A 25,624-nucleotide genomic window follows, 5' to 3' on the forward strand; every position below is an offset into this window, starting at 1 on the left:
TTGACTATGGGATAAATGATGATATAATAAAAACATAAAAAATAAAGTAAACATACGCTGTAATATATCACAGGGAGGTGCTGAGATGGAATTATCTTATATGGATTATATTTGTTATTTGGTTAAGCAGAGCGAAATAGCAAAGCCTATTTACTCTGCTGGACTCGCCCAAAAGGTCGCAGAAAGGTTTGCTATGCCTATAAAAAAAGCTGCAATGGCCACAGCAGTTGCCTTAAAGAGAATTTTAGATGGTAGGCTGATAAATGACTTTCGGTTCTATAAAAAGGGAATATATTATAGAACTAAGGTTACTCCGTTTGGCGAATTGGGTATTGATAAAGAAGCAGTGATTGCGGATAAGTACCTAGCTGGTGATAACGGGTATGAATCCGGGCTGTCCTTATTGCATAAATGGGGGCTGACAACTCAAATTCCTAATGAGAAGGTTATTGTGACTAATGTGGTTGCTCATGGTGCTAGAAAGGATAAAGTGCTTGGTATTGTCACCAAAGCTCCTAAGATAGCTGTAAATAAAGATAATAAAAGATATCTACAGATCCTTGATGTTTTAGAGCTTCTTAACAGAGCACCTGTGGATGCCGAAGAACCATACCAAATAATTGCAGAACTAATAGATAAATTGGGATTGTCCTACAGAATGCTTTTAGCTTTGGCGGGAGAGTATTACAATGGAAATACAGTTAAGCAACTGAGTAAAACAGCGATTGCAGGAGGATTGGCGGCATGATTCTACATAACGATCAGGATGCTTTCAGAGTACTGCTAGAAACAATACATAATGAGACTGGGTATCGTAAGGATGTTTTAGAAAAAGACTATTATGTAGTTTTGTTGTTAAAAGAACTATCTGGACTGCAGCGGGATGGATTACCAGCTTATTTTAAAGGTGGAACAGCTCTGTACAAAGCATTGAAAACTACAAATAGGTTTTCAGAAGACATTGATTTATCTGTTGATACAAGAAATTGCACCCGTACAAGAAGTGATAAGTTGCTTGAAAAGGCTACCAAGAAGTATGTATCGTTGGAACGTGATGTGAGCAAGGGAGTAACACACAGATCTGAGGTAATAGCAGTGTACAACTATAATCCAGTTACTGTTATTGACGAAAATGATGCTTTGCAGAGATTTGGTAACGTAAAAATTGAGGCAACATCATTTACAATTAGTGAGCCGGTGGCACCGTTAGAGGTAACTCCTATGCTTTATGAGTTAACAGATGCTAGATTTAGAAGTATATTGGAAGATACATATCAGATTAAACCATTTACTGTTGATACGATAACTTTAGAGAGAATCTTCGTTGATAAACTTTTTGCTGCAGAGGCCTATATAAGAAATGCGAATGTTGGTAATAGAGCATTTGAAGCGGCTAAGCATATCTACGATTTGTCGGTGATGAAAGAGCATCCCAAAATCAAGAAATTCATTAGGGATGATGAGCACCTTCGTAAACTTGTAATGATAAGGCTTGAGGAGGAACTGCAAAGGCTAGATGGTATACCCAATGTTCTGCCAGATGAGTTTCTCTTTTTGAAAGATTCTATTCATAAATCTATGGTTAAGGATGCGTACAACATCATGCAGAAACAGTATGTATTGTTGGACAAGGATAGGATTAGCTTTGCCGATGCAGAGAAGGCTATTGGTGAAATTGAAGCAGAATTAAAAAATAAAACTGTATGGCGCAATTTGAAACTATAGGATTAGGCTCACTAAAGGTAGCCACTATATTTTAATGCTCACGCTCTTTTAAAACTGAAGTCTATAGATTGTTAGTAGAATTGTTGTGCAATTTATATATGTACTCAGTATAGTTGATATGAGAAATTGATGTAATTAGGGAGCCCTTTTGAAAGCCCATTTTGTATAAACTCAAAATTCTGTGTGGAAAAAAACCGCAAAAATGGACTAAATGAATGAAAAAAAGGACAAAGTTACTAATTTTGCAGTATAAAAATGGTGTGTTTAAAAATATATATTATTCGTAATCAGTAGGTCGCAGGTTCAAATCCCGTCAGTAGCTCCATTAAAAAATCAAGCACCCATGCGGGTTTCGCGTGGGTGCTGTTTTTGTGCGTGGGTGAAATTTATGCTTGTTGGGTGCAATGTGGGTTCAGTTTTGCTTTATGGTAACGGAAGAATTAGACAGAAAATAGATATCCTGCAATAAAAAAGCCGTTGGCCTGGCCAACGGCTTAGTAAATTCTGGTGGAGATAAGCGGGATCGAACCGCTGACCTCTTGAATGCCATTCAAGCGCTCTCCCAGCTGAGCTATACCCCCATAATATATTTCTATCTTACAAAAACAGTTTGACTTTGTCAAGTGGGGAAGATGCTGTACAAGCAGCATGTGAAAAGATCATTATAAGGTATAAGAAAAAAGTATCATAATAAGAAAAGCATGTTTTAAATATTATTATAGATGTAAATATTGCAGACGTAAGCTAGAAGGAGAAAGCTTATGTATTGATATTTCCTGCATACGGATGCTTTATGGCGCTGGTAACATAAAATACATAATTTATCCAGCAGGATTAACAAGAAAATTGGCTTTGAAATGCAAAAATTTGACTAAAAACGAAAAAAGTATTAAAATAATAGCGTTGCAATAGTTTCATTAAGGAATATAGCAGATTAGTAGATAAAAAAACAACAAAGGAGTATCGGAATGAGTCAGGATTTCTTGGAGCGATGTAATAAAAAAATGCAGTCATTATATGATTACTGCGGCACAAAAGCAAGCGAATTCTACACTAAGCTGTTAGAAGAAGTGCAATCATTATATAATCACTGTAAAGCAAAGGCAAATGTATTAGTTGCCAAACTGTTAGAAAAAGTGCAGTTATTATACAATGACTGTTTAGAAAAAATTATTGCTTTTATTGCACAGGTGAAGGCAGTAATAGCTGTTGCCGCAGCTGTTGCCAAAATTCAGCTGTCTATGCTTGAGCGTCGTGTGCGTCTGCAGGTGATGAGTCTTGTAAATAAGGTACAGGATAAGCAACGTAGAATTGTTAGGCGTATTAAGGTGCGTTACAATTCCTTGCGTATGATGTGGCATAGCAATCAGCATTTCACCTTCTGGTTCATTCCTGCGGATGGTCAGAATATCGCTAAGACTCATGTTAAAAAGACTCATTTGAAATATGCTTTTACAGCAGTAGCTTCGTTTTTAGTTGCTGTGACCTGCACCATTGGTGTGTTGGCTCATTTTGCTGTGCAAAATGAGCAGCAGAAGCAGGAGCTTGCTGCTTATAAGCAGACTAAATCCGAGCAGGAGCAGACTATCAGACAACTGCGCCTGATGGCAGAAACCAACCAGAAAAAGCTGGCAGCTTTATCAAAGCTTGAAGATCAGGTTCGTAGCCAGATGGAAAAAAGCGGTGCGCAGCTGCCTCCTAAGAGCAATGCTTCTGATTACGCTGGTCAGGGTGGTCCTGTCTTGGGTGATACAAATCCGGCTAACATTGTGCTGGAGCAGGAAAAGAACATTGGTCGCGAGGCTGATGCTAAAAAGGCAGATTTGGAAAATTTGCTGAGTGCTATTGAGACTGAAAACTATCGTCGTGATGTTACTCCTAGCCAATGGCCTACTAGTGGTGGCAGCATTTCTTCTCCTTTTGGTGGTCGTGCTAACCCCTTTGGCGGTTATGGTCGCGATTGGCATCCTGGCATTGATATTGCTAATGATTATGGTGCGCCGGTTTATGCCAGTGCGGCAGGCTATGTACAACAGGCAGGCTGGTTTGGCGGTTATGGGATTTATGCGCGTATCAACCATGATTATGGTTATCAGACAGCCTATGGACATATGAGCCGCGTTGTCTGCAGTGCAGGCCAGTATGTGAAAAAAGGCGAGATTATCGGTTATGTTGGCAGCACTGGTTACAGCACCGGTCCGCATCTACATTTTGAAGTTATTCGCTATGGCGAGCAGGTTGATCCTTCTAGCCTGATCTGATTACTACAAAAATAAGATATCGAAAATTTTTAGGTTCGTCGTACTTAGTGCGACGAACTTTTTTTGACAGAAAAGAAGGCAAATTTCAGAAAAATCGTTTACATATGTTCTAACAAATGCTACAATTGGAATAACGAAAGGAGCGGATAAATAATGCTTACTTTAGAGATGTTGGAAAAGATGCTTTTGGCAGCAGCAGTTGAGCTTGAAGAAAAAAGTAAAATGCTGTGCGAGCTGGACAGCGTAGCTGGTGATGGTGACCATGGCGTTACTATTGCGCGTATGGCAGAATCCATGAAAAATAAGGTAGAAGCGCATGACAGTGCTAATATTAAAGATTTGCTTGATGATTTGAGCATGGCTTTTATGAATAGTAACGGCGGCAGCGCAGGACCTTTATGGGGAACTGTTTTTGGCGGATTTGCTGATGCTGCGCCGGAGGATGCACAGGAGGTTTCTTTGGAAGAGCTTCGTGCTATGCTGGCTCAGGCTAAAGAGGATTTTGAGGACATTTCCAAGGCTAAAATTGGTGATAAGACAATGGTTGATGCGCTGTATCCTGCTCTTGATGCAGGCATGGCAGCTGAAGGCGATGCAAAGGCTGTCTTTGCAGCAATGGGTAAGGCAGCAGCCGAGGGTGCTGAAAAAACTGCTGATATGGTAGCACGCTTCGGCCGTGCCAAAAACGTTGGTGAACGCAGTCTGGGTACTAAAGATCCCGGTGCAACATCTATTTCTATCCTGCTGACAGCAATGGCTGCCGCAATCTGATTTGCTGATAAAGCGCAAGCTAAAAAAACAATAAAATAAATAAAAACGGAGGCGTCATTATGCAAAAATTCATTAACAATCCGGAAAATCTGACAAGTGAATTATTGGAAGGTCTTGTGTTATCTAATCCTGATATCATCACCTTGGAACAGGGCAACCTCATTGTAAATAAGAAATTGGCAGAGGCAGATCGTGTAACTATCGTAACCTTGGGCGGCACTGGTCACGAGCCCGCAATCAGCGGCTTTGTCGGCGAAGGTATGATTGATATATCTGTTGCAGGTAATATTTTTGCTGCACCCGGCCCTCAGGCTTGCGTAGAAGCAATTAAGCTGGCTGATAAAGGTCATGGTGTACTTTTCATTGTACTTAACCATGCAGGCGATATGCTGACCGGCAACCTGACCATGAAACAGGTAAAAAAACTGGGTATCAATGTTATTAAGGTTGTAACTCAGGAAGACGTTGCTAACGCTCCGCGTGAAAATGCTGATGATCGCCGTGGTCTCGTTGGCTGTGTTCCTCTGTACAAGATTGCCGGCGCTGCAGCTGCTGCAGGCAAATCCTTGGAAGAGGTTGCTGCTATTGCACAAAAATTTGCTGACAACATGGCAACTATCGCTGTTGCTACCAAAGGCGCTACTCATCCGGCAACCGGTATGGAAATTGCTCATATTGCCGAAGGTACCATGGAAGTCGGCATGGGCCAGCATGGTGAAGGTGGCGGCGGTACTCAGCCGATGAAATCTGCTGACGAAACAGCTGCTATTATGATGGACGCTCTGCTGAAGGATCTGGACGTAAAAGCAGGCGAAAAGCTGATGGTTGTTATCAACGGCAGCGGTGCTACTACTCTTATGGAACAGCTGATTATTTTCCGTGCCTGCCATAAGCTGTTGGCAGAAAAAGGCATTGAGGTTGTGGCAAGTGCTGTAGGCGAAATCCTTACCGTACAGGAAACCGCAGGCTTCCAGATGTTCATTGCACGTATGGATGACGAGCTGCTTGGCTACTGGAATGCTCCGTGCCGCACTCCGTACTACAGAAATTAAGCAGGTGACTGAACATGGCAGATAAAGAAGGTAATGTACTGGCAAAAGACTATGGTATCGGCATTGCTCCGCCGGAGCGTCCGTTCCCGGTAAAGGGACATGCATCTGCAGGCTGGGGCATGCAGTCTCGTCTGGGACAGATTTTTGCTGATGACGGACGCACTATTATGCTGGCCTTTGACCATGGGTATATTATGGGCTCTACCGCAGGTCTGGAACGTCTTGATCTGACAATTCCGCCGCTGATGCAATATGCGGATTGCCTGATGGCAACAAGAGGCGCTCTGCGCACCTGCATTCCCGCAAACCATCACAAGGCTGTTGCTCTGCGTTGCACTGCAGACACCAGCGTGCTCAAGGACGATATGAGCTTTGGCAATGTGGGCGTAGAAATTGAAGACGCTATCCGCATGAATGCTTCCTGCATGGCAGTTCAATGCTTTGTAGGCTCTGCAGGCGAGCTTGACTCCCTGCGCAATTTGTCTTATTATGTAAATATGGGCGAACGTTTTGCGATTCCTGTTCTCGGTGTTGTAGCAGTTGGCAAGGAGATGGAGCGTACCACGCGTTATTTCTCCCTGGCTACACGTCTGCTGGCCGAAACCGGCGCACATATCATAAAAACCTATTATTGTGATAACTTCGAACAGGTTACTGCTGCATGCCCCGTACCTATCGTAATTGCCGGCGGCAAGAAGATTCCTGAGCGCGACGCACTGGAAATGGCTTATCGTGCCGTAAATGAAGGCGCAGCCGGTGTTGATATGGGACGCAACGTTTTGCAGGCTGCCGCACCGAAGGCTATGCTGCGTGCAATCCGTATGGTTGTACACGAAAATGCAACTCCGGAAGCAGCTTATCATGCTTATGAGTTATGGCAGAAGGATGTGGATTAAATGAAAGAATTTATGCATGTCGGCGTACCGACGACTGTTGCAAGAGAAGGCGAGATTTATGCAGAAGGCATAAAGACACATCTCATTACTCCTGATACCAATGAATTTCATATTGAATACCTGCGTTTCGAAAAAGATACTCCGTTGCCTGAAGAGCTGCAGACCTTAGTGCATGTAGCTTATAAGGTTGATGACCTTGATAAGCAGCTGGCAGAAAATAAGGTTATTGTTGAGCCCTGGATGGCTGATGAGCATACCCGCATTGCTTTCATCATGAAGGATGGTATTCTGTTCGAATTAATGGAAGAAGTTAAATAAATGCTATCGGTTCATGAACGGGCACAGCTTGTAGCTGCTGCCCGTTTATATTATGAAAGCAATCTGACGCAGGCGCAAATTGCGCAACGCCTTAATGTGTCACGTCCGTCTGTCAGCAAGATGCTGGCAAGAGCGCGTGAGATGGGAATTGTGCATATCGAAATCCGTGCCGGAGATGAGGGAAAGGCAGATTTATTGCAGCGTCTGCAGTCTAAGTATGCGTTGGCCGGGGGCTGTGTTTTGGCTGATGCACAGGATGTGTTGACGCAGGCTATGCAGTATCTTATGGCTGAAACAACAGCTGATAAGAGCCTGGCTCTGGGCTGGGGTTATGCTTTGGGTGAGGTTGTACTGAAGGCTGCGGATTGCAGCAGCTATACGCAGGATGGTATGGTGTATCCGCTTATTGGCAAGGCACATTTTCCCAATAAGGGCTATCATCCGGATGAGCTGGTAAAAATATGGGCAGATGCCTGTGGCCGTAGCAGCTATATGCTGGGCTGCAATGCGTTTCCTGCTTCCGAAGAGGAACGTGCTGAGCTGGAAGCGGGACAGGCGTATCAACAGCTTTTGCAGCAATGGCAGAGTCTGGATGCTGCTGTTGTTTCCATTTGCGGTTATCCTGCCGTGCCTGATGAAGCAACGGCAACACGTTTCGGTGATGTCTTAGAGCGACAAAAGGCAGTAGGAAGCTTTTTGTCATATTATTATAATCAGCGCGGTGAATTCATCAGCGGTAATAATGATTACTGTCTGCATATTCCGTTGGCACAGCTACGTCACTGCAAAAAGCTGATTGGCCTAGGACTTCATGCCAGCAGCAAAGCTTTGCTTGGTGCTTTGGCAACAGGACTGTTTACGCATCTTGTTGTCAGCGAAGAGCAGGCCAAAAAGCTATTGAAATAACTGAATTTAAAAAGACTCCTTCACGCTATAGGTGTGAGGCAGTTTTCCTTTTTACGGTAGAACATGTAACTTTTTATACATTAAAGGTACTTCGAAATACTAAATAGAGAAAAAATTTCAAAAAACTTTACAAATCAAATATAAAAGCATAAAATAACTTTAACTACATTTATACGAATTTTGTAGCATGGAAGGATGGTAGAAAATGATTTCTCTGAAAAACAACAAAATTAAAGCATTGGCAGCTGGCTTGATGCTGACCCTCGCCTTGGGGGCATTAGGCTGCGGCGGTGACAAAAAGGAAGCAGGTGCAAAGGCTGAAAAGGTTAATGTAGGCATTGTACAACTGGTTGAGCATGAAGCGCTCGATGCAGCTAACAAGGGCTTTGTTGACGGCTTGGCATCTAAGGGCTACAAGGAAGGTCAGAACATTACTTTTGACAAACAAAATGCGCAGGCTGACCAATCCAATCTGCAGAACATTGCTCATCGCTTTGTAAACAATAAGGTAGACTTGATTTGTGCTATTGCAACTCCTGCAGCGCAGACTGTAGCCAATGTTACCAGCGATATTCCTATCGTTGCTACTGCGGTAACTGACTACAAAACCGCTAAGCTGGTTAAGGATGATGCTAAACCGGGCACTAATGTAACCGGTACAACTGATATGAACCCTGTTGCCGAGCAGCTTGATTTACTGCTGAAGCTGGTTCCGAATGCTAAAACCATCGGTACAATTTATTGCTCCAGTGAGGTTAACTCCCAACTGCAGGTTGAGCTGCTGAAGAAGGCTGCAGCTGCCAAGGGCATTACCGTAAAGGAAGCTACTGTTTCTACTGTTAATGATATTCAACAGGCTGCCCGCAGTCTGGCAGGTGATGTACAGGCAGTATATGTACCTACTGACAATGTATTGGCATCTGCTATTCCTACTTTAATCAGTGTAACTGAGGAAGCAAAGCTTCCAGTTATCTGTGCTGAAGGCGGTATGGTAAGAGCCGGCGGTCTTGCAACCCTGGGTGTTGATTATTACAAGCTTGGCTTCCAAACCGGTGTGATGGCTGCTGATATTCTGAGCGGCAAGTCTAAACCGGCTGATATGGCTATTCAGGCCCAAAAAGAATTTAAGCCTACCATTAATCTTAAGGAAGCAGCTAAGATTGGTTTGAAGGTTCCTGAAGATTTGCTGAAGGGTGCAGAGGTTATTAAATAATTAAAATTTGGAGCCTGCTAATCAAAAAGCAGGCTCTTTTTTCGCTAAGAAGATTGGGAGGAATTGGGAATGATTAGTTTGCTGATACCTACAGTGGCACAGGGCTTGCTGTGGGCGTTGATGGCTCTTGGTGTATATGTAACATTCCGAGTGCTGGATATTGCAGATTTGACGGTAGAAGGCAGCTTTCCGCTGGGTGCGGCAACAGCTGCTTCCATGATGGTAGCAGGCTTTGGACCCTTGGCCGCACTTTTGGGTGCCTGCGTTGCCGGTATGCTGGCAGGTATTATAACCGGTATTTTGCATACTAAAATGAAAATACCTGCATTGCTGGCCGGTATTTTGACCATGATTGCTTTATATTCCGTTAACCTGCGCATTATGGGCAAGGCTAACTTATCTTTGCTTGGTGTAGATACTACCTTTAAAATCGCCAAGTCTATGCTGGATCTGACTATGGCACAGACAACGCTTGTTGTTGGCCTGGTTGTTACTGTTCTGGTTGGCTGCTTTATGTATTGGTTCTTTGGTACGCAGATTGGCGCTGCTATCCGTGCTACCGGCTTTAACCAGCAGATGATTCGTGCTCAGGGCGTAGATACCGACGTAACTATTATCCTGGGTCTGCTTATCAGCAATGGTTTGGTGGCAGTTTCCGGTGCTCTGGTTGCACAGTCCAACGGCTTTTCTGATGTTGGTATGGGTACCGGTACTATCGTTATCGGTCTGGCATCTGTTATTATCGGTGAGGTGCTTTTTGGTACACGCAGCTTTAAAAACTGTCTGATTTCTGTAGTTTTAGGCTCTATAGTTTATCGTATTGTAATTGCAGTTGTACTGGCTATGGGTATGCCGCCAAATGATTTGAAGCTCTTTACCTCAGTGCTGGTAGCAATTGCTTTGTCCATGCCGCTGATTAAAAGTAAATTCGGTGCCAGAAAGGCGGTGCGTTAAATGCTGCATGTAGAACACGTTTCCAAAACATTTTTCCCCGGAACTATCAATGAAAAGAAGGCTCTGCAGGATTTATCTCTGCATCTGGAGCCTGGTGATTTTGCTACCGTTATCGGCGGTAACGGTGCCGGCAAATCTACTACGCTGAATGCGATTGCCGGCGTTTTCCCGATAGATAAGGGCAAGATTATTATCGATGGTGAGGATATTACCAAAAAGCCGGAGCATAAGCGTGCCAAATATATCGGCCGTGTGTTCCAGGATACGATGCTTGGTACTGCTGCCGGTATGATGATAGAAGAAAATCTTTCGCTAGCGGCTCGCCGTGGCGAAACTCCTGGTTTGGGCTGGAGTCTTTCCAGTGACCAGCACGACCGCTTTTATGAGCTGCTGAAGGAGCTGGATTTGGGCCTTGAAGACAGAATGACTGCGAAGGTCGGCCTTTTGAGCGGTGGTCAGCGTCAGGCACTGACACTTTTGATGGCAACGCTAAAAAAACCTAAGCTGTTGCTCCTGGACGAGCATACAGCAGCGCTTGACCCGAAAACTGCGGCTAAGGTGCTAGCTCTTACGGAAAAGATTGTAACCCGCGATCAGTTGACAACGCTGATGATTACTCATAATATGCGTGATGCGCTGCGTTATGGCAATCGTCTGATCATGCTGCATAATGGCAGAGTAATCATTGATGTCAAGGGAGAAGAAAAGCAACATCTGCAAATAGCCGACCTGCTGGATATGTTTGAAAAGGCCAGCGGTGCTGAGATGGCCAGTGACCGCTTACTGCTTGGTTGATAGCAATTCCTGCTTGCAAAAACAAAAGTATTTTTTGTAAGGATAAATGTGGCATCGAAAATGAAATTTAATATTTTGCTGAAAAGTTCATATAGTTATGAGCGAAATATAGAGAAAAGTAAATAAAATATACAAAAAAACTCTTGCTAAATCTGAAAAACGTGGTAAACTTTAAATAAGTGCTTTATTAGTTTAAAATAATTTATCGTAAGTAAACCGAAAGGCGGTGCAAGGAAATTGCAAGAAGAAATTAAACTTATTGGTCGCAGAATTCGTTTACTGCGTACTGCAAAAAATCTAACACAAACCGGATTGGCAAAGGAAATGGGAATTTCCCAGACACACCTGTGTAATATAGAGTGTGGCCGTGTTCCTGTAACTCTGCCGAATCTGCTTAAACTGCATAGCCTGTTGGAGTGCAATATGAGCAGTTTCTTTGTTGATTTAGATGAACAGGCTGAGGCTAAAGAGAAAGATATCAGTCTTGAAGAAGTTCTGCAAATTGTAAAGTTGTTAAAACAAAAAGGTTAATAAGCACTTCGCTTTACGAGGAGATAGAAAATAGAATTAGCTGGCGCAAGGTATGTGAGAGTACTTGCACCAGCTTTTTTATATTATAAGCCTTTGCTTACGCTGTTATCTGCTTTGTGCTATAATTAAAAATAAGAGTAAAGAAATTCTATAACATAATAGATAAAGCGTTTGTTGATAGGAGATTGATTATGGCTACAGTAAAAACACAGGCGCACTGCCTGCTGGCCGGCGCCGCAGCTGCCGCTGTCTGCGCCTGGCCTTGGGCGCAGTCCAGCCTGGCGGCTGATTTTGTACATCACACGGCATTGGCTGCGACGATTGGCGGTTTGGCAGACTGGTGGGGCGTGACGGCATTGTTCAAACGTCCCATGGGTATTAACGCGCCGGGAACAGATGTACTGCGTAATAATTATGAAAGATTGACAACAGGCTTAGCGGATTTTGTGAGTAATGACCTGTTGACGGCAGAAAATGTTATGCAGGCTGTTGCTGACGAAAATTTTGCCAAGCTGCTGCTGGCGCATTTTGCGCAGCAGCAGAATGTGGAGCGTCTGTGGCAAACGGTGCGGCCGCTGGCGGAGCATGCGCTGCAATCACTCAATACCAGCCAGGCTGAACAGCTGCTTTTGCAAGAGCTGCCTAAATATATTGCCAGCCTGCGTATTCCGGAGATTTTGGTGGACGCACTGCAGAAGGCTGTGGCCAACGGCAGCTTTAACGGTCTTTGGCAGCTTTTGGCGCAGGATGCCAAGCAGATTTTGCATAAGGCAGAATTTACCGCTTTGCTTGAAGGCTTGGCGCAGATGGCGGAGGAAGAATACAACAAGGACAGTCTGCTGCGCAATTTGTTTGTGAGCGGGCAGGCTGCAAAGCTGGTGCCGCTTTTTGTGCAGGAGCTGGAAAAAACTTTGGACGCCTTGGCAGATCCTGCAAGTGAGCTGCGGCGACAGCTTGATAATTGGCTGTTGGCGCGCATGGAGGATTACCGTCATGATATTGCTTTTGCAGATTGGCTAAACGGTAAGCTGTCACAGATGGCGACAGCGAAGGCCTTGGCTTTCAAGGAGCTGCTGCAGACGCAGGATGTTGATATTTTGCTGCAGCTGCTGCAAAACAGGCTGCAGCTTTTGGCGAACAGCGAGGTGGAGCAAGGCAAGCTTGATCATGCACTTAAGGAGTTGCTGCTACAGGTCTTAACAATGCAGCATGATACGGTATATGATTTAGTTTTGCAGAAGCTGCAAAGCTATGATAAGAACGACCTGATTGCTAAAATGGAGCTGCGTGTAGGCGATGATTTACAAAATATCCGCAAGAGCGGCACTTGTATCGGTGGCTTGCTAGGCGCGGTGTTGTTTGTTATTGCGACGTTGGCAGAAAGGCTGGTGAGCTAGGATGCATAGCTGGAAAAAACATTGGACGTATGCAGACAGTGCCTTTCTGGCTGCAGGTTTAGTTTATCTGCTTTTCCTGTATTTGCGGCTGTATTATGCCGGGCAGTATATGGGAATTTTTGGCGAGCTGAGCTGGGACTGGCTGGTTTTGGGTTATTATATGGCGGAAGCCGCGCTTGTTGGCAGCTTTGCTGATTGGTTTGCGGTGACGGCAGTGTTTGAGGTGCCATGGATTTGCCGTTTGCTGCCATTTATGGCTAAGCATACGGCGATTTTGCCACGCAATCGTGATGGTTTTGTACGTGGCTGCAGCAAAATGGTGCAGCAGGAATTTTTAACGAAAAAAACGCTGCTGTTGCAGAAAAAGCAGCTGGTGCTTTTGGACAAGCTGCTGGCTTATCTGGAAAAGCCTCAGAATAAGGCGCGTTTGCAAGGATTATTGACCGACTTTGCCGAGGGTGTTCTGCATAAGCTAGATACGCTGGCTTTAAGCAGGCAGCTTGAGGGGAAAATAAAAACCGCTTTGGCTGATGTTGAGGCTAATACAGAGCTTGATAAGTTATTTAAAGCTTTGGCTGCACAACGCCAGGACGAACAATGCTATGAATGGCTTTTGCAGCAGCTGGCAGCATTGGCAGAAGCGCCAGCGACCAGGCAGCGTGTGCACAGTGAGCTGCAAAAGCAGGTTGAGCAGCGCAGTAGTGAAGGCTTTTTGAGCAGTTTGAAGCTGTGGGCAGCCAAGAAGCTGGACGTAGTCAATGTTGATGATGCAACAGATGCTGTCTGCAGAGCGCTGCTAGCAACGGCGCATCGCTTGCAGGATGACGAGCAGTGGCGCTGCTGGCTGTATACGCAGCTGCAGCGCGTTGTAACCAGCGTTTATGGCACGGAGCAGTGGTGTGAGCTGGTGCAGTCACTGCAGCAGCGTGCTCTGCGTGATATTTCCCTGCAGCCTGCTTTGCAGCAGCTTTTGGATAATATGATTAAGGCCTTGTGCCGTCCGCAGACGCAGGAAGGCAGCGCGGTAGCGCGGCCGACGATTCTGCAGCAGGCTATAGCAGAGGCGTTGGAAACTATTGAAACTGATTTACGTTCCGACGCACAGTTTAAGGCTAAGGCTGAGGCGTATCTGCAGCATATACTTGGCCTGGGGCTGTTGCAGGCGCAGACGATGCTGGGAAATATCGTGGAGCGTATTTTGCAGGCAATGGCCGATGAACGTTTGACGGAGATGGTGCGCAGTAAGGTTGATACAGACATGCAGCGTATTCGCCTTAATGGTACGGTGATGGGTGCGTTTTTGGGAGCTTTGTTTTATATTCTTAAATGTGCCTGGTGAGGAAGGCTGGCGATAAAGCACCATATACTTCGTCACGAATGCCTTGACGTAGCAGTAGTACGCCGGCGGCATTAGTTCCTCGTCTCCGGCACTTTCTCGCCAGCCTTTGAGTCTGAGGATAAGCACCGTATGCATTGTCACAAATGCCTTGCCATATAAATTTCCCGATAATTTTAAGTCTGACGATAAGCAATAAATGCTTTGTCGTCAGACTTTTTTATGTGAGCGCAAATAAAAAAGCTCCAAGCCGAAGGCTTGAAGCTGATAAACGTAAATGGAGCGGGTAACGAGAATCGAACTCGCGACACTCAGCTTGGGAAGCTGATGTTCTACCGCTGAACTATACCCGCAGATAAAAATACCATAACGCTATTATATACTATAACAGGTAAAGTTGCAAGTATGCGGCAGTGCAGATAGCTAAAAGACGAGCAATTGTAGTTGTCAGAAAAACTTTAAAATTTTTTCGAGAATACTGTATACAAAATACAAAAACGTGCTATAATAGATAGCAGATGAGGGAAAAACCCCACAGGCTGTAAAAATACAGCGTCAAATAAAAATAAAAAGTGCGAATGCATGGAGGTGAGTTACTATGTTTAGTGCCGCTGGTGTTAGCTTAGTTTTCTTAGGCGTCCTGACTGTTATGTGCATCTTTGAATAATTGTAATGAGGGAACGCCTCTGACCACGCTTTGAGCTGTGGGCAGAGGCGTTTTTATTTTGCCTGTAATTCTGTTTTTGTTAAGCTAATCCCTTGCGGTGGCTGTCATCCCAGCCTACCAGGTCCTTGATGACTTCGGAGGCAATAATCAGCCCTGCTACCGAAGGTGTGAAGGCGTTGCTGCCGGGAAGCGCACGGCGTTTGGGTGCTTCAGCGTGACATTCGCTTTCTATTTCTTCATTTATAGGTAAAAGCGGTAGCTCCTGTGAATAAACAACCTTGAGCTTTTTTATGTTGTTTTTCTTCATGGCTTGGCGCATAACACGTGCCAATGGGTCGACCTTTGTTTTATAGATATCTGCTACCTCAAACATGGCAGGATTAACCTTGTTGCCTGCTCCCATGCTGCTGATAACCGGCACGCCTGCTGCTTTGGCTGCAAGTACGATAGCAATTTTTGCTGCCACGGTATCTACCGCATCAACAACGTAATCATACTGCGAGAAATCAAATTCGTGCTGATTTTCCGGTAAAAAGAAGCATTGGCGGCAATTTACTTGGGCATCGGGATTGATGCTGGCAATACGCTTGGCCATGACTTCCACCTTAGGCTGGTCGACAGTATCAAGGGTAGCGATAATCTGACGATTGATATTGGTGAGGGCAACGGTATCGTTATCAATGAGGTCAAAGCTGCCGACGCCGCTGCGGGCGAGTGCTTCAACTGTATAACCGCCTACGCCGCCAATACCGAAAACAGCGACGTGAGCGTTCTGCAGACGCGTAATTGCTTCGCTGCCGAAGAGCAGCTCTGTACGTGAAAATTGGTTAAGCATATGAATCTCCTTGCGTGGTATTTATTGGTTTGGATATCGGAAGCTTAAACTGCTAAGCTGACTTCTACCTTTACACCGTCCTTAAGATCCTCGGGCTTCTGGTCCGAAGTAACAGTGATTTTGGTGCCGTCAATGCTGCTTATCTTACCGCTGAAGGGGGCAGGGGTTTCGGCGGCCTTAATGCTTACCGGCATACCTGCCTTAAGCTCCTTAGCCTGCGCTGCGCTGACATTAAGCGTTATACTGCAGCTGTCGACAGCCTTGATGTGCAGGATTACCTGATCCTTTTGGACGGTAGCGTTGTTGGCAGCCTGCAAATCGGTAATGATGCCGGTGCAGGGGCTGTTGCCTTCATTTTTTTCCTGCTGTGCCATTGCAGCTGCCTGTTGTGCCTTGAGCTGGACGATGAGCTTTTGCTGCGCATCGATTTCTGCCGGAGAAACGGGCTTGAAGCTGACGCTTACACTGCTTGCTGCCTGCAGCTGCGCGATAGCACGCTGTAGCTCGTCTTGGGCAGCTTGTGCCTGATTGCGTGAAACTGCGCCTTGCGCCAGCAGGCTGTTCATTTTCGCGGCCTTTTGCTGTGCCGCCGCTACGTTGGCCTGCGCCAGAGAGGTGTCAGCAACCGGTGCTGCCGTCGGTGTGCCCTGCTGCATACGCTTTAAATCTGCTTCGGCCTTGGCAACCTGCGTTGCCAGGTCCTTAACCTGCTTATCAAGCTGTGCGTCACCTATAGCAAAAAGCGGCTGCCCCTTGCTGATGCGTTCGCCTTTTTCGCTGATAAGGCCTATGAGCTTGCCTGCGGCAGGTGCTTTGATGGCGTAGGTCGGGATGCTTATTGTGCCGCTGCCCAGGCTGCCCGCAGCCTTTTGCAGACTGCAGCCGCTTAGGCTGAAGGCTGTGAGGCAGACGGCTGCCATATAACATAATATTTTTAATATCTTCATAGTAGATTCCTCGTTTCATTGAAGTTAAAAGCCTATTGTACTTGTATATTATAGCGTAAGTTTGTGGCATTTGCATGACATTTTGCATAATTAGCTCGCGAAAAATTAAAAAGCTACTGCCTTCAGCGTGAATGCCGAAACAAAAAATAATGCAAGAGTTTCCAGTGTACTAGAAACTTTTAACCAAAGAAGCAAGAGTTTCTGGTATACAAGAAACTTTTCGCGAAAACAGCAAGAATTTCCAGTATACAAGAAACTTTTCGCGAAAACAGCAAGAATTTCCAGTATACAAGAAACTTTTGCACACAAAAGAAGCTGCTGCCTCCGGCGTGAATGCCGAAAGCAACAGCTTTAATTGTATAGGTCAGATTCTATTTCTCAATCAGTGCCATACCTGCTTCGAGAGCCTTGGTATTAGCTTCTTCGGTTCCTTTCGGAACGCGGTTCAGCACAGCCTTGAGAATTGCTTCTTTGGAAACGCATTTTGTCAGTGCAACTACTGCGCCCAAAGCAACAATGTTTGCAAACAGAGTCTTGCCGCAAACAGTGTTGGCAGTGTGGGTAATAGGCAGGTCAACGCGTTTACCGTACTTGCCGGGAACATCAGTTACGAAAAGAGTATCGGTGATAACAGTGGTATGCTCATCGCAGTCGGCAATGAATTTGTTGGCAGCCTCCTGGCTCATTACCAGCAGAGTATCCGGGCAGATAACACGGCTGAAATAAATGGGCTCGTCGCTGATGATAGCCTCGGCCTTGGAGGAGCCGCCGCGGGCTTCCGGGCCATAGGATTGGGATTGTACAGCCAGCTTGTCATCTAAGAGGGCAGCTTCGGCTAAAATAATACCTGCAGTGATCAGGCCCTGACCACCGGTACCGGAGAAACGAAAGCTATGTCTCATAATTATTTACCCTCCTGTGCACGTTGAATAATTTGGTCATATGCCTTGGTGTATTCCATAACGTCGTTGTTTTCATAGAGAACGCCGATGGGGAATTTGCCGGCAGCAATTGCTTCTGCCTTTTTCTCTTCATCCATGCGGTCCCAAACAGCCTTCATAACGCCATGGTCACGCTGCCAAGCCATCATCTGAGCAGGTCCGCCCATCTTGTTCTGACGGCCGAAGGAAATCGGGCAAGCGCTTACTGCTTCGATGATAGAGAAGCCCTTGTGAGCAATGCCTTTAGCGATAACATCGACCAGTACAGGAACATGGTAGGTGGTTGCGCGTGCTACATAGGTTGCACCGGCAGCTTTTGCCAGGTCGAGCAGATTGAAGCTCGGTTCAACAGTGTAGTACGGAGCAGTGGTTGCTTTGGAATGAATCGGGGTCATCGGAGAATATTGACCGCCGGTCATGCCGTAAATGCTGTTGTTAAAAACAACCAGAGTCAAATCAATATTGCGGCGTGCTGCATGAATTAAGTGGTTGCCGCCGATAGCGGTGCAGTCACCGTCACCGCTGCAAACGATAACGTTCAGTGCAGGGTTAGCCATTTTTACACCGGTAGCAATCGGCAGAGCACGGCCGTGCAGAGTGTTGGCGGTGTTGAAGTCCAGATAACCGGAGGAACGGCTGGAGCAGCCGATACCGCTGATTACTGCAACGTCGTCTTTTTCCAGACCTTGCTTATCAATTGCTTTTACAATGGCGCCGGTGATAACGCCGTTGCCGCAGCCGGGGCACCAGATGTGAGGCAGACGGCCCGGGCGGAAATATTTATTGATTAAATTTTCCATTTCACTCATCGTTTTTTCTCCTCTCATCCGTTAGGCCATAGCCTTTTTGATTTCAGCTAACAGTTCGGCCGGAGTAGCAGATTCGTTATCGTATTTAGCGTACAGGCTTACAGGAACCTTGCCTGCTACAGCGCGTTCAACTTCCAGAACGTACTGGCCGCAGTTCAGCTCGTGTACGAGAATGCCTTTAACCTTGCTTGCCAGCTCCTGCATCTGTTTTTCGGCAAACGGCCAGATAGTAATCGGGCGGACGAAGCCAACCTTCAGGCCTTCCTTGCGTGCCATGTCAACTGCTTCATAAGCAGTGCGGGCAGCGCCGCCGAAGGCTACAACAGCAAATTCGGCATCTTCCATACGATAGTTTTCTACTTGTACGATGTCGTCTAAGTTATCTTCTAATTTAGTGCGCAGACGGTCCTGAGAGGTACGGGTTGCTTCGCCGGTGCCCTTCGGAAAACCGGTTTCGTCATGTACCAGACCGGATACGTGCCAGCGGTAACCGCTGCCGAAGTCTGCCATAGCAGGAACCTTGGAGCCTTCCTCGCAGCCGTAAGCCAGATAATCTTCTGGTGCGCAGGTCGGGCGCTTGCGTTCTGCCTGCGGAATTTCATCATAGTTGTCGGGAAGCTCGATTTTCTCGCGCATATGGCCGATAACCTCGTCCATCAGGAGAATAACCGGGCAACGATATTTTTCGCTCAATGCTACTGCACGCAAAGTCAGGTCGAAGCATTCGGGAACACTGGACGGAGAAACAGTAATCAGCCAGTGGTCACCGTGGGTGCCCCAGCGGGTTTGCATAACCTCGCCCTGTGCGGGGGAGGTCGGTTGGCCGGTTGCGGGGCCTACACGTTGTACGTTAACGATAACGCAGGGGATTTCGGCGCTGCAGGCGAGGCCGAGCATTTCCTGTTTCAGGGAGAAGCCCGGGCCGCTGGTTGCGGTCATAGCCTTTTTACCGGCCATAGATGCACCGATAACAGTGCCGAGACCGGCGATTTCATCTTCAGTCTGCATAAATTTACCGCCAACCTGCGGCAGACGCAGAGCTAATTGTTCAGCAATTTCGGTAGAAGGGGTGATCGGATAACCGCCGTAAAATTTTACACCGGCAGCAATCGCACCCTCAACAACCGCTTGGTTACCTTGTAACAGCAGGATTCTTGACATGGGTTGACTCACTCCTTTTTTATTTATCTACAAAGATGGCATAGTCGGGGCAACGCATTTCGCATTGTCCGCATTTGATGCAATTTTCTTCAGCAACGGCTTCGACTTTGCCGACTTCGCTGACTGCCAGAACTTTTTTCGGGCAGAAGGCCGCACAAATACCACAGCCTTTGCAACGCTTAGTAATTATTTTTAAGCTCATATGGTCTCCTCCTTATGATACCTTGTTTAAAATAACAGCATGCGATAGCTTCATCCTATATTATATCAAAAATAGCGTTTAATGAAAGTCTTTTTGACAGCTTTTCACAAATTATCTTTTACTAGGTCATGAATAAATTCTATAAGGTTTTGTAGAGTGAAAAAGATAATGTTATTGTAACTTTAAGTAAGACTGTTGGAAAAAATCTTGACTTCGACCGTACTCCAAGTGTTATGCTAGAAGCGAAAACAACATGAAAGGAAGATACGTATGAGCAAGAAATATAAATTTTTGCTGCTTGCACTGTGCGTTGCGGCTTTGGCCTTAAGCGGTTGCGCTAAGAACGCCGACAGCGAAGTGCAGGGCAGTGATACTGCCGTTGCTATTACCAATCCGCGTCAGCTTGTAGCTACGGATAACAAAACAGGGCGCACGATTATGTGGGAAGCGAAGGTGAAGCAGCCTTATACGCTGGAGTACCGTTTAAAGGGCAGCAAGGATATAAAGCAAGTGCAGGCAACAGACAGCAGCTTCACGGATAAGAACAGTATTATTCAATATACTACGCGTCTTAGCGGCCTGGTGTCGGGCAGTGCTTATGAATATCGCATCAACACAGCGCAGAATAAAGGGCGTTGGCACAAGCTGCAGACGGAAAGCGGCGCAGGCTTTACTGCCTTAATCTTCCCAGATTCGCAAAGTGCCAATTACAGCGGCTGGCAGCAACTGGCGCGTGAAGCGTACAAGCGTCATCCGGAAAGTGCGTTTTACGTGAATATGGGCGATTTGGTGGACAACGGACAGGATGCAAGCCAATGGCGGGCGTGGTTCAACAGCGTGAGCGTATTCAGTGATGCTGTTCCGCTAGCACCGCTCCTCGGCAATCATGAGGCGTACAGCCTGGAGTGGAAGGAATGCCTGCCTGCAAGCTATACGCATTTGTTCAATGTGCCGCAAAACGGTCTGGAAAAATATCCGAATCAGTTTTACAGTTTTGATTACGGTCCTGTACATTTTGTAGTGCTGGATACCAACTTCCCGGAGATGGAAAATTTCCAACCTGATTTATTGGCAGACGAGCTGCCTTGGCTGGAAAAGGATTTGGCAGCGAGCAAGGCGCAGTGGAAGGTTGTTCTGATGCACCGCGATATCTTTCTCTACGGTTTCGGGCCGGAGTCGGGCAGAGCGCAGACCAAGACGCATTTTCTTGATTTCAGCTATCAGCTGATGCCGGTGTTTGAAAAATACAAGGTGGATGCGGTGCTGACGGCGCATTTGCATACTTATCGCCGTCGTGTGCCGTTGCAGAATTTTGCGCCTGCACCGCAGGGCGAGGGTGTTACCTATATCCTGACAGGTGTGGCCGGCAGTGTGCGTTATCCTAAGCTGTGGGGCGATTTTGAATGGGATGCGGCAACAGCGCCGAAGCCGGAAACTGCCAATTATATGACGCTGAAGGTAGATGAGAAAACATTGGAGTTTAAAGCCTTTCTGCCGGATGGCAAGCAGTTTGACGAAGTGAAATTAACTAAATAAGCAAAAAGGCTGTCGCATCAATAGTGAATGCGACAGCCTTTTTGATTGCGCTTAATCAAGCTCAATCAGTTCATATTTGTCATTGCCCATTTTCAGCTCGCGCATAGCGGTGAGCTGGTGCAGGCCGTGACGGCTTTCCATGCGTTCAACGAGGTCATGGTTGCTTTCCTTGGCATATACCAGATCGACGGAAGCCTGGTCGATAGCCAAAATGTCGGTGGAAGCGAGAATGCCGATATCAGGGATGGTCGGCTCTTCTGCGCTTAAGCCGGCGCAGTCACAGTCAACGGACATGCGGCGCAGGACGTTGATGTAAACGATGTGCTTGCCGAAGAAATCAATGGTAGCCTTAGCGGATTCAGCCATGTTTTCCATGAGCAGCTCCTTGCCGGGCCATACGTTCCAGTCCGTAGGCAGGTTATCCTTATCTACACCGTGAACCTGTGCTTTGCCGATGCGTCCGTCAGCGCAGCCGATAGCAAGGTTTTTCATGGAGCCGCCGAAGCCGCCCATAGCGTGACCTTTGAAGTGTGTTAAAACGAGCATGGAATCGTAGTTGACGATGTTTTTGCCCATGGAAACTTCTTTGAAATGCTTGCCGTGGCGGACAGGCAGATTTACAGTGCCTTCTGCGTCCATGATATCAACAGGGCAGAAGGTCCAGCCGTTAACCTTCAATGTATCCAGATGCTCTTCGGTGGTATAGCGGTCGCCCTGATACAGGGTGTTGGTTTCGACGATGGTGCTGTCAGGGATTTGCTGCTGCAGTGCTTTCACCAGCTCGCGCGGCAGAATGTTGGGGCCGTGCTTTTCGCCGGTATGCAGCTTGATGGCAACCTTGCCGTAAATGCTTTCGTTGATTAAATCATATAATTTGATGAGATGCTCTGCATCAATGTGTTTGGTGAAGTATACTTTGGCATGTGAGCCTGCGTTATCGTTTTCGGAAACTTTTTTGCAGCCTACTACAGGGGCTTGTGCAAATTCTTGTGTCAATTTCATCTACCTCCTATAATTTAGTTACTTATATTTTAATACCTGAAGTATACTCTAAGTCAAGAGAAAAATGGAAGTTTAGTGGTGAATGTTAACTACTAACTCATACTACAAAAACGGGGCAGCACTTGTTTTATATATTCTTGCCTTGAAACAATATCGTTTCGGGGCATTTTTTTGCGCAGACTTGGGCGAACGTTGGGGCGATGTGTGGCAAAAAAATAAAAACAATGTAAAATTTGCCGAGAAAAATAAAAAATATAATAACAAAAACAAGGTACAGTCTTGCGGGGGGGGCAGATGTGTTATAATGGCCTAAAATTATTCTCGAGAGTGGGAGTGCTATGGAATTAGCTGAAAAACTGGAACGCATAGGTAAGAAAATAAAGATAATCAGATGAGGTTCTAGGTTGCCTTACAACCTAAATTTAAAATAAAGGTGAGATGATGAAAATGAAAGTTGATTTGAAGAAAAAAAGAGCGCTTGCAGCGGCGATATTGCTTTCGATGAGTTGCTATGGACAGGCGTGGGCGGAAGACAGCATTATAACTATTTCAGCAGATGGCAAAAATTTAAAAATGGATGCAAGAGACACTGCTACTTATGACCCGACAATTGCTGGCAATAGCCATCACTTAAAAGAGCACGATGGTGTTTATTATTTTGAAAATGATAACGGAGAAAGTTTTGATAGTATAGTGTGGGATGATAAAAATTCTACAGTTTCAGGCTATTATAGGTCACAATTTTTGGATGGTAATTACAACTATACCGTTTTGACGAAAAACCTGACAATAAATTTTGATCTTGAGAAAGCAGAGGAGCTTTATGGCACTGGTCTGCATAGTATTACTGTAGCTAGAGGAAAACATATTAACTTAGGTACGAAAGACAACCCTATCAATAATATCAAAATGATGGGTGGTCTACAGTGTAATAATGGTATGAATGATACTGATGGGGCTAGTATTAATATTTATGCAGATAATTTTGAAGCAAAAAATTTTAGAAATGGACAATCCAGATTGGGTGATCCAATAATCAATATAAATGCTAAAAAAATTCATTTATCAGGAGATCATATAACCTTATCTCCTATGGTTCAAATAAATCAGGAAGAAGATTATAAGAAAGGTATACTGCAAATTGATGGAAGAGTAATGCTTTACACAGACATGCAGGGAATTACCGATAGTTATCGCAATTTCACAATGAGTTTTTATGGCAAAGACTCATATTTAAATGGTTCATTATATAACACTACCAGTTTTCATGTTACTAACTCTTATACCTTTGATGATGGGGCTCAATGGACGATGCGATCTGATGAAGCCGATTCTTATGTGGGCAATTTAAATTTACTAAATTCTTCTGTAATTGATTTTAATAGTATTAATAATGGGAGTAATTTCAAAAAAATTATTATACGATATTTTAAAGATGAATTCGACAACTACTATGTTGATGGCGGAACCTTTAATGCTGATGGCGGTATTATAAAAATGGCGTTTGATGGCAGCAAAGAAATAAATTATGGCTGTCCGTATGTAGATACAACTAATTATAATGGTGATTTTATTTATATAAATAAAGAACATATTGGCGATACAAGTTTAATTTTAACTAATATAAGTGAAGATACTTCAAAAGTCATCGGAAGAGCTTTGGTACAAGTTAAGAATGAACAAGGAACTTTCAATGTTAAAAAGACAGAAGGTGCTCTTTCTTGGACGAATTATGATTTGGAAGCCAAAAAAGTGCAAGACTATGATGATTATATAGGTCCAATGGGTCAAGGTGGTAACTTAGGTGAATGGACAAGATGGATAATTACAGGCTTTTCACAAGAAAGCGCTCCCACCACTTCCGTGACCACCCTTCTCTCCACCATCACTGCAGGTTACGACACCTGGCGCAATGATACCGACAAGTTTAATGAGCGTATGGGAGAGCTGCGTCTGAATGGTGCTGGCAATGAGGGCGTTTGGGTGCGCACGAAGGGCAGCGAGTTTGGCAGGCACAGCAGCAATGGCAGCTACACCAACAAGCAGCAAACTTATCAACTTGGTTACGACGCTGTGACGAGCAAGGATGATAAGCAAACCACTTATACTGGCGTAGCAGCAGAATACGGAAAAGGCAGCTTGTCCTTTGATAGTGGCACAGGTACAATGAAGAGCATGGGGCTGGGCGTGTACCAGACTAAAATGTACGAGAGCGGTCACTATTTAGACTTGGTTGGCAGATTTGACAAGTACAAAAATGACTTCCATGTTGCGGACACACAGGGCAATGCTATCAACGGCAAATATGGCAACAATGCGTTGAGCATGAGTGCGGAATATGGTCGTAAAAACGAATTGAAGCATGGCTGGTATATCGAACCGCAGAGCGAGGTAACGCTTGGTTACATGTTTGGCAACGACTTTACCACATCCAACAACATCCGCGTGGAGCAAAAGAACATGCCTGCGCTGATTGGCCGCTTAGGTTTGAACATTGGCAGAGAAGTGAGTGATAAAGTAAACTTCTATGTTAAAGCAAGTATAAATCACGATTTCTTAGGCAACTATGATATACAGATGACGGATCTGAAGAGCGGCGAAAGATTAGGTGCAAGCGATCGCTTTGGCAGCAGCTGGTTTGATTATGGCGCAGGCTTGAGCGTAAAAACTGGCAAAGATAGCTATGTGTACTTTGACATCGAGCGTGCAGTCGGCGGAGAGTATAAAAAGAACTGGGATTGGAACGCTGGCGTACGTTGGAGCTTCTAAAGAAGTCACAAAGACTTCACAATATAAATCCTAGAAATTTAGTATACTTTAAATATGGTTTAACTTTTCACATTGAAGGAGGTTTATCTCATGAAAAAATTAACAGCTATTATTACTGGCGCACTGACTGTTTTGGCAATTTCTGCTACAGCATTTGCTGCTAATCTGATTAGTGCGGACGAAGCTCGTGCAATTGCGCAAAAGCAAGTTCCCTCAGGTAGTACATACCTGCATACTGAAGCAGAATTGCAAAAAATGCAACCATATTATGAAGTGAAGTTTTTTGATACTGCTACTCAGACAAAATATGAAATTGATGTATATCAGGTAAATGGTAAAATCAAAGAATATAATATGGAAAGAAAAGCGTTGGGCGGCAGCGCTAATGTAATCTTGTCCAAAGATGATGTAAAAGCAATTGTTGCTAAAGAAGTTGGTGACGTGTCGATTTATGAACTGAAATTGGACAGAGAACGTGGATTATATGAATATGAAGTGAAATTCAGTGCCTCTGGTTTGCGTGGTGAGATGAATATTAATCCGGAAACTGGTGTAGTGCTGGATAAAGAGGTAAAATACAGCCTTTAAGAATAATTTTCT

General features: G+C 45.2%; 25 protein-coding genes and 2 tRNA genes. 18 read left to right on the forward strand and 9 right to left on the reverse strand.

Translation table 11 applies throughout. The features are described 5' to 3' along the window. Positions 1 to 85: 85 nt before the first annotated feature. Entirely contained in the window at positions 86 to 748 is a 663-nt protein-coding gene (locus tag Q0G26_RS06535) for a hypothetical protein (RefSeq protein ID WP_293829248.1), read from the forward strand. Continuing rightward, positions 745 to 1,725: a nucleotidyl transferase AbiEii/AbiGii toxin family protein gene (locus Q0G26_RS06540; RefSeq protein WP_293829249.1), complete on the forward strand. Its 981-nt coding sequence runs from the start codon at positions 745 to 747 to the stop codon at positions 1,723 to 1,725. Before Q0G26_RS06535 ends, Q0G26_RS06540 begins: the two co-directional genes overlap by 4 nt. A 505-nt stretch (positions 1,726 to 2,230) precedes the next feature. Here Q0G26_RS06540 and Q0G26_RS06545 read toward each other — a convergent pair. Then, positions 2,231 to 2,306, reverse strand: a tRNA-Ala gene (locus Q0G26_RS06545). A gap of 387 nt (positions 2,307 to 2,693) precedes the next feature. Between Q0G26_RS06545 and Q0G26_RS06550 the strand changes: the two genes are divergently transcribed. The 12 genes from Q0G26_RS06550 to Q0G26_RS06605 all read left to right on the forward strand — a co-directional run bounded on the left by Q0G26_RS06550 (position 2,694) and on the right by Q0G26_RS06605 (position 14,158). Next, the gene (locus tag Q0G26_RS06550) at positions 2,694 to 3,986 is read left to right on the forward strand and encodes a M23 family metallopeptidase (RefSeq protein WP_293829250.1); all 1,293 of its coding nucleotides are present in this window, start codon (positions 2,694 to 2,696) and stop codon (positions 3,984 to 3,986) included. Positions 3,987 to 4,139: 153 nt separating this feature from the next. Continuing rightward, positions 4,140 to 4,757, forward strand: a complete 618-nt coding sequence (gene dhaL / locus Q0G26_RS06555) for a dihydroxyacetone kinase subunit DhaL (protein ID WP_293829251.1) — start codon at positions 4,140 to 4,142, stop codon at positions 4,755 to 4,757. Positions 4,758 to 4,816: 59 nt separating this feature from the next. After that, positions 4,817 to 5,809, forward strand: coding sequence for a dihydroxyacetone kinase subunit DhaK (locus Q0G26_RS06560; RefSeq protein WP_293829252.1), 993 nt, complete (start codon positions 4,817 to 4,819; stop codon positions 5,807 to 5,809). A gap of 14 nt (positions 5,810 to 5,823) precedes the next feature. After that, entirely contained in the window at positions 5,824 to 6,705 is an 882-nt protein-coding gene (gene lsrF, locus Q0G26_RS06565) for a 3-hydroxy-5-phosphonooxypentane-2,4-dione thiolase (protein ID WP_210685413.1), read from the forward strand. Continuing rightward, positions 6,706 to 7,023, forward strand: a complete 318-nt coding sequence (locus tag Q0G26_RS06570; protein WP_009146435.1) for a hypothetical protein — start codon at positions 6,706 to 6,708, stop codon at positions 7,021 to 7,023. Further along, positions 7,024 to 7,929, forward strand: a complete 906-nt coding sequence (locus Q0G26_RS06575) for a sugar-binding domain-containing protein (protein ID WP_293829253.1) — start codon at positions 7,024 to 7,026, stop codon at positions 7,927 to 7,929. 205 nt (positions 7,930 to 8,134) lie between these two features. Further along, on the forward strand, positions 8,135 to 9,142 hold the full coding sequence (locus Q0G26_RS06580; RefSeq protein ID WP_293829254.1) for an ABC transporter substrate-binding protein: 1,008 nt from the start codon (positions 8,135 to 8,137) through the stop codon (positions 9,140 to 9,142). Between the two features lie 72 nt (positions 9,143 to 9,214). Further along, positions 9,215 to 10,096, forward strand: coding sequence for an ABC transporter permease (locus Q0G26_RS06585; RefSeq protein WP_366517750.1), 882 nt, complete (start codon positions 9,215 to 9,217; stop codon positions 10,094 to 10,096). Further along, positions 10,097 to 10,891 carry an ATP-binding cassette domain-containing protein gene (locus tag Q0G26_RS06590; RefSeq protein WP_293829256.1) on the forward strand — a complete coding sequence of 265 codons (795 nt, stop codon included), beginning with the start codon at positions 10,097 to 10,099 and terminating at the stop codon, positions 10,889 to 10,891. A gap of 237 nt (positions 10,892 to 11,128) precedes the next feature. Continuing rightward, complete coding sequence (locus Q0G26_RS06595; protein WP_293829257.1) at positions 11,129 to 11,422, forward strand: helix-turn-helix transcriptional regulator; 294 nt, start codon at positions 11,129 to 11,131, stop codon at positions 11,420 to 11,422. 191 nt (positions 11,423 to 11,613) lie between these two features. Further along, complete coding sequence (locus tag Q0G26_RS06600) at positions 11,614 to 12,819, forward strand: DUF445 family protein (protein WP_293829258.1); 1,206 nt, start codon at positions 11,614 to 11,616, stop codon at positions 12,817 to 12,819. Position 12,820: 1 nt separating this feature from the next. Continuing rightward, entirely contained in the window at positions 12,821 to 14,158 is a 1,338-nt protein-coding gene (locus Q0G26_RS06605) for a DUF445 domain-containing protein (RefSeq protein ID WP_293829259.1), read from the forward strand. A 275-nt stretch (positions 14,159 to 14,433) separates the two neighbouring features. On the opposite strand, the gene Q0G26_RS06610 is transcribed toward Q0G26_RS06605, so the two are convergent. The 7 genes from Q0G26_RS06610 to Q0G26_RS06640 form a co-directional block, all read right to left on the reverse strand. After that, a tRNA-Gly gene (locus Q0G26_RS06610) sits at positions 14,434 to 14,508 on the reverse strand. A 393-nt stretch (positions 14,509 to 14,901) separates the two neighbouring features. Next, a complete protein-coding gene (locus tag Q0G26_RS06615) occupies positions 14,902 to 15,657 on the reverse strand; it encodes a tRNA threonylcarbamoyladenosine dehydratase (RefSeq protein WP_293829260.1) in 756 nt (251 codons plus the stop codon). A 44-nt stretch (positions 15,658 to 15,701) separates the two neighbouring features. Then, positions 15,702 to 16,604, reverse strand: coding sequence for an HlyD family efflux transporter periplasmic adaptor subunit (locus Q0G26_RS06620; RefSeq protein ID WP_293829261.1), 903 nt, complete (start codon positions 16,602 to 16,604; stop codon positions 15,702 to 15,704). Positions 16,605 to 16,975: 371 nt separating this feature from the next. Further along, the gene (locus tag Q0G26_RS06625; protein WP_021720380.1) at positions 16,976 to 17,506 is read right to left on the reverse strand and encodes a 2-oxoacid:acceptor oxidoreductase family protein; all 531 of its coding nucleotides are present in this window, start codon (positions 17,504 to 17,506) and stop codon (positions 16,976 to 16,978) included. Between the two features lie 2 nt (positions 17,507 to 17,508). Further along, entirely contained in the window at positions 17,509 to 18,345 is an 837-nt protein-coding gene (locus Q0G26_RS06630; protein ID WP_365688239.1) for a thiamine pyrophosphate-dependent enzyme, read from the reverse strand. A gap of 30 nt (positions 18,346 to 18,375) precedes the next feature. Next, positions 18,376 to 19,515: a 2-oxoacid:acceptor oxidoreductase subunit alpha gene (locus Q0G26_RS06635; RefSeq protein ID WP_293829262.1), complete on the reverse strand. Its 1,140-nt coding sequence runs from the start codon at positions 19,513 to 19,515 to the stop codon at positions 18,376 to 18,378. Between the two features lie 19 nt (positions 19,516 to 19,534). Beyond that, on the reverse strand, positions 19,535 to 19,717 hold the full coding sequence (locus Q0G26_RS06640) for a 4Fe-4S binding protein (RefSeq protein WP_009146451.1): 183 nt from the start codon (positions 19,715 to 19,717) through the stop codon (positions 19,535 to 19,537). A 270-nt stretch (positions 19,718 to 19,987) separates the two neighbouring features. Here Q0G26_RS06640 and Q0G26_RS06645 point away from each other — a divergent pair, with 270 nt between their 5' ends. Next, positions 19,988 to 21,253, forward strand: a complete 1,266-nt coding sequence (locus Q0G26_RS06645) for a metallophosphoesterase family protein (RefSeq protein WP_293829263.1) — start codon at positions 19,988 to 19,990, stop codon at positions 21,251 to 21,253. Positions 21,254 to 21,304: 51 nt separating this feature from the next. On the opposite strand, the gene Q0G26_RS06650 is transcribed toward Q0G26_RS06645, so the two are convergent. Next, positions 21,305 to 22,255: a DUF362 domain-containing protein gene (locus tag Q0G26_RS06650; RefSeq protein ID WP_293829264.1), complete on the reverse strand. Its 951-nt coding sequence runs from the start codon at positions 22,253 to 22,255 to the stop codon at positions 21,305 to 21,307. 82 nt (positions 22,256 to 22,337) lie between these two features. Here Q0G26_RS06650 and Q0G26_RS06655 point away from each other — a divergent pair, with 82 nt between their 5' ends. The 3 genes from Q0G26_RS06655 to Q0G26_RS06665 all read left to right on the forward strand — a co-directional run bounded on the left by Q0G26_RS06655 (position 22,338) and on the right by Q0G26_RS06665 (position 25,612). Further along, entirely contained in the window at positions 22,338 to 22,568 is a 231-nt protein-coding gene (locus tag Q0G26_RS06655) for a hypothetical protein (RefSeq protein ID WP_293829265.1), read from the forward strand. 134 nt (positions 22,569 to 22,702) lie between these two features. Further along, the gene (locus tag Q0G26_RS06660) at positions 22,703 to 25,024 is read left to right on the forward strand and encodes an autotransporter outer membrane beta-barrel domain-containing protein (protein WP_293829266.1); all 2,322 of its coding nucleotides are present in this window, start codon (positions 22,703 to 22,705) and stop codon (positions 25,022 to 25,024) included. A 90-nt stretch (positions 25,025 to 25,114) separates the two neighbouring features. Further along, on the forward strand, positions 25,115 to 25,612 hold the full coding sequence (locus Q0G26_RS06665; protein ID WP_293829267.1) for a PepSY domain-containing protein: 498 nt from the start codon (positions 25,115 to 25,117) through the stop codon (positions 25,610 to 25,612). The last annotated feature ends 12 nt before the right edge of the window (positions 25,613 to 25,624 follow it).

Origin of the sequence: uncultured Phascolarctobacterium sp. (assembly GCF_934190775.1) — a bacterium.
Taxonomy (GTDB): domain Bacteria; phylum Bacillota; class Negativicutes; order Acidaminococcales; family Acidaminococcaceae; genus Phascolarctobacterium_A.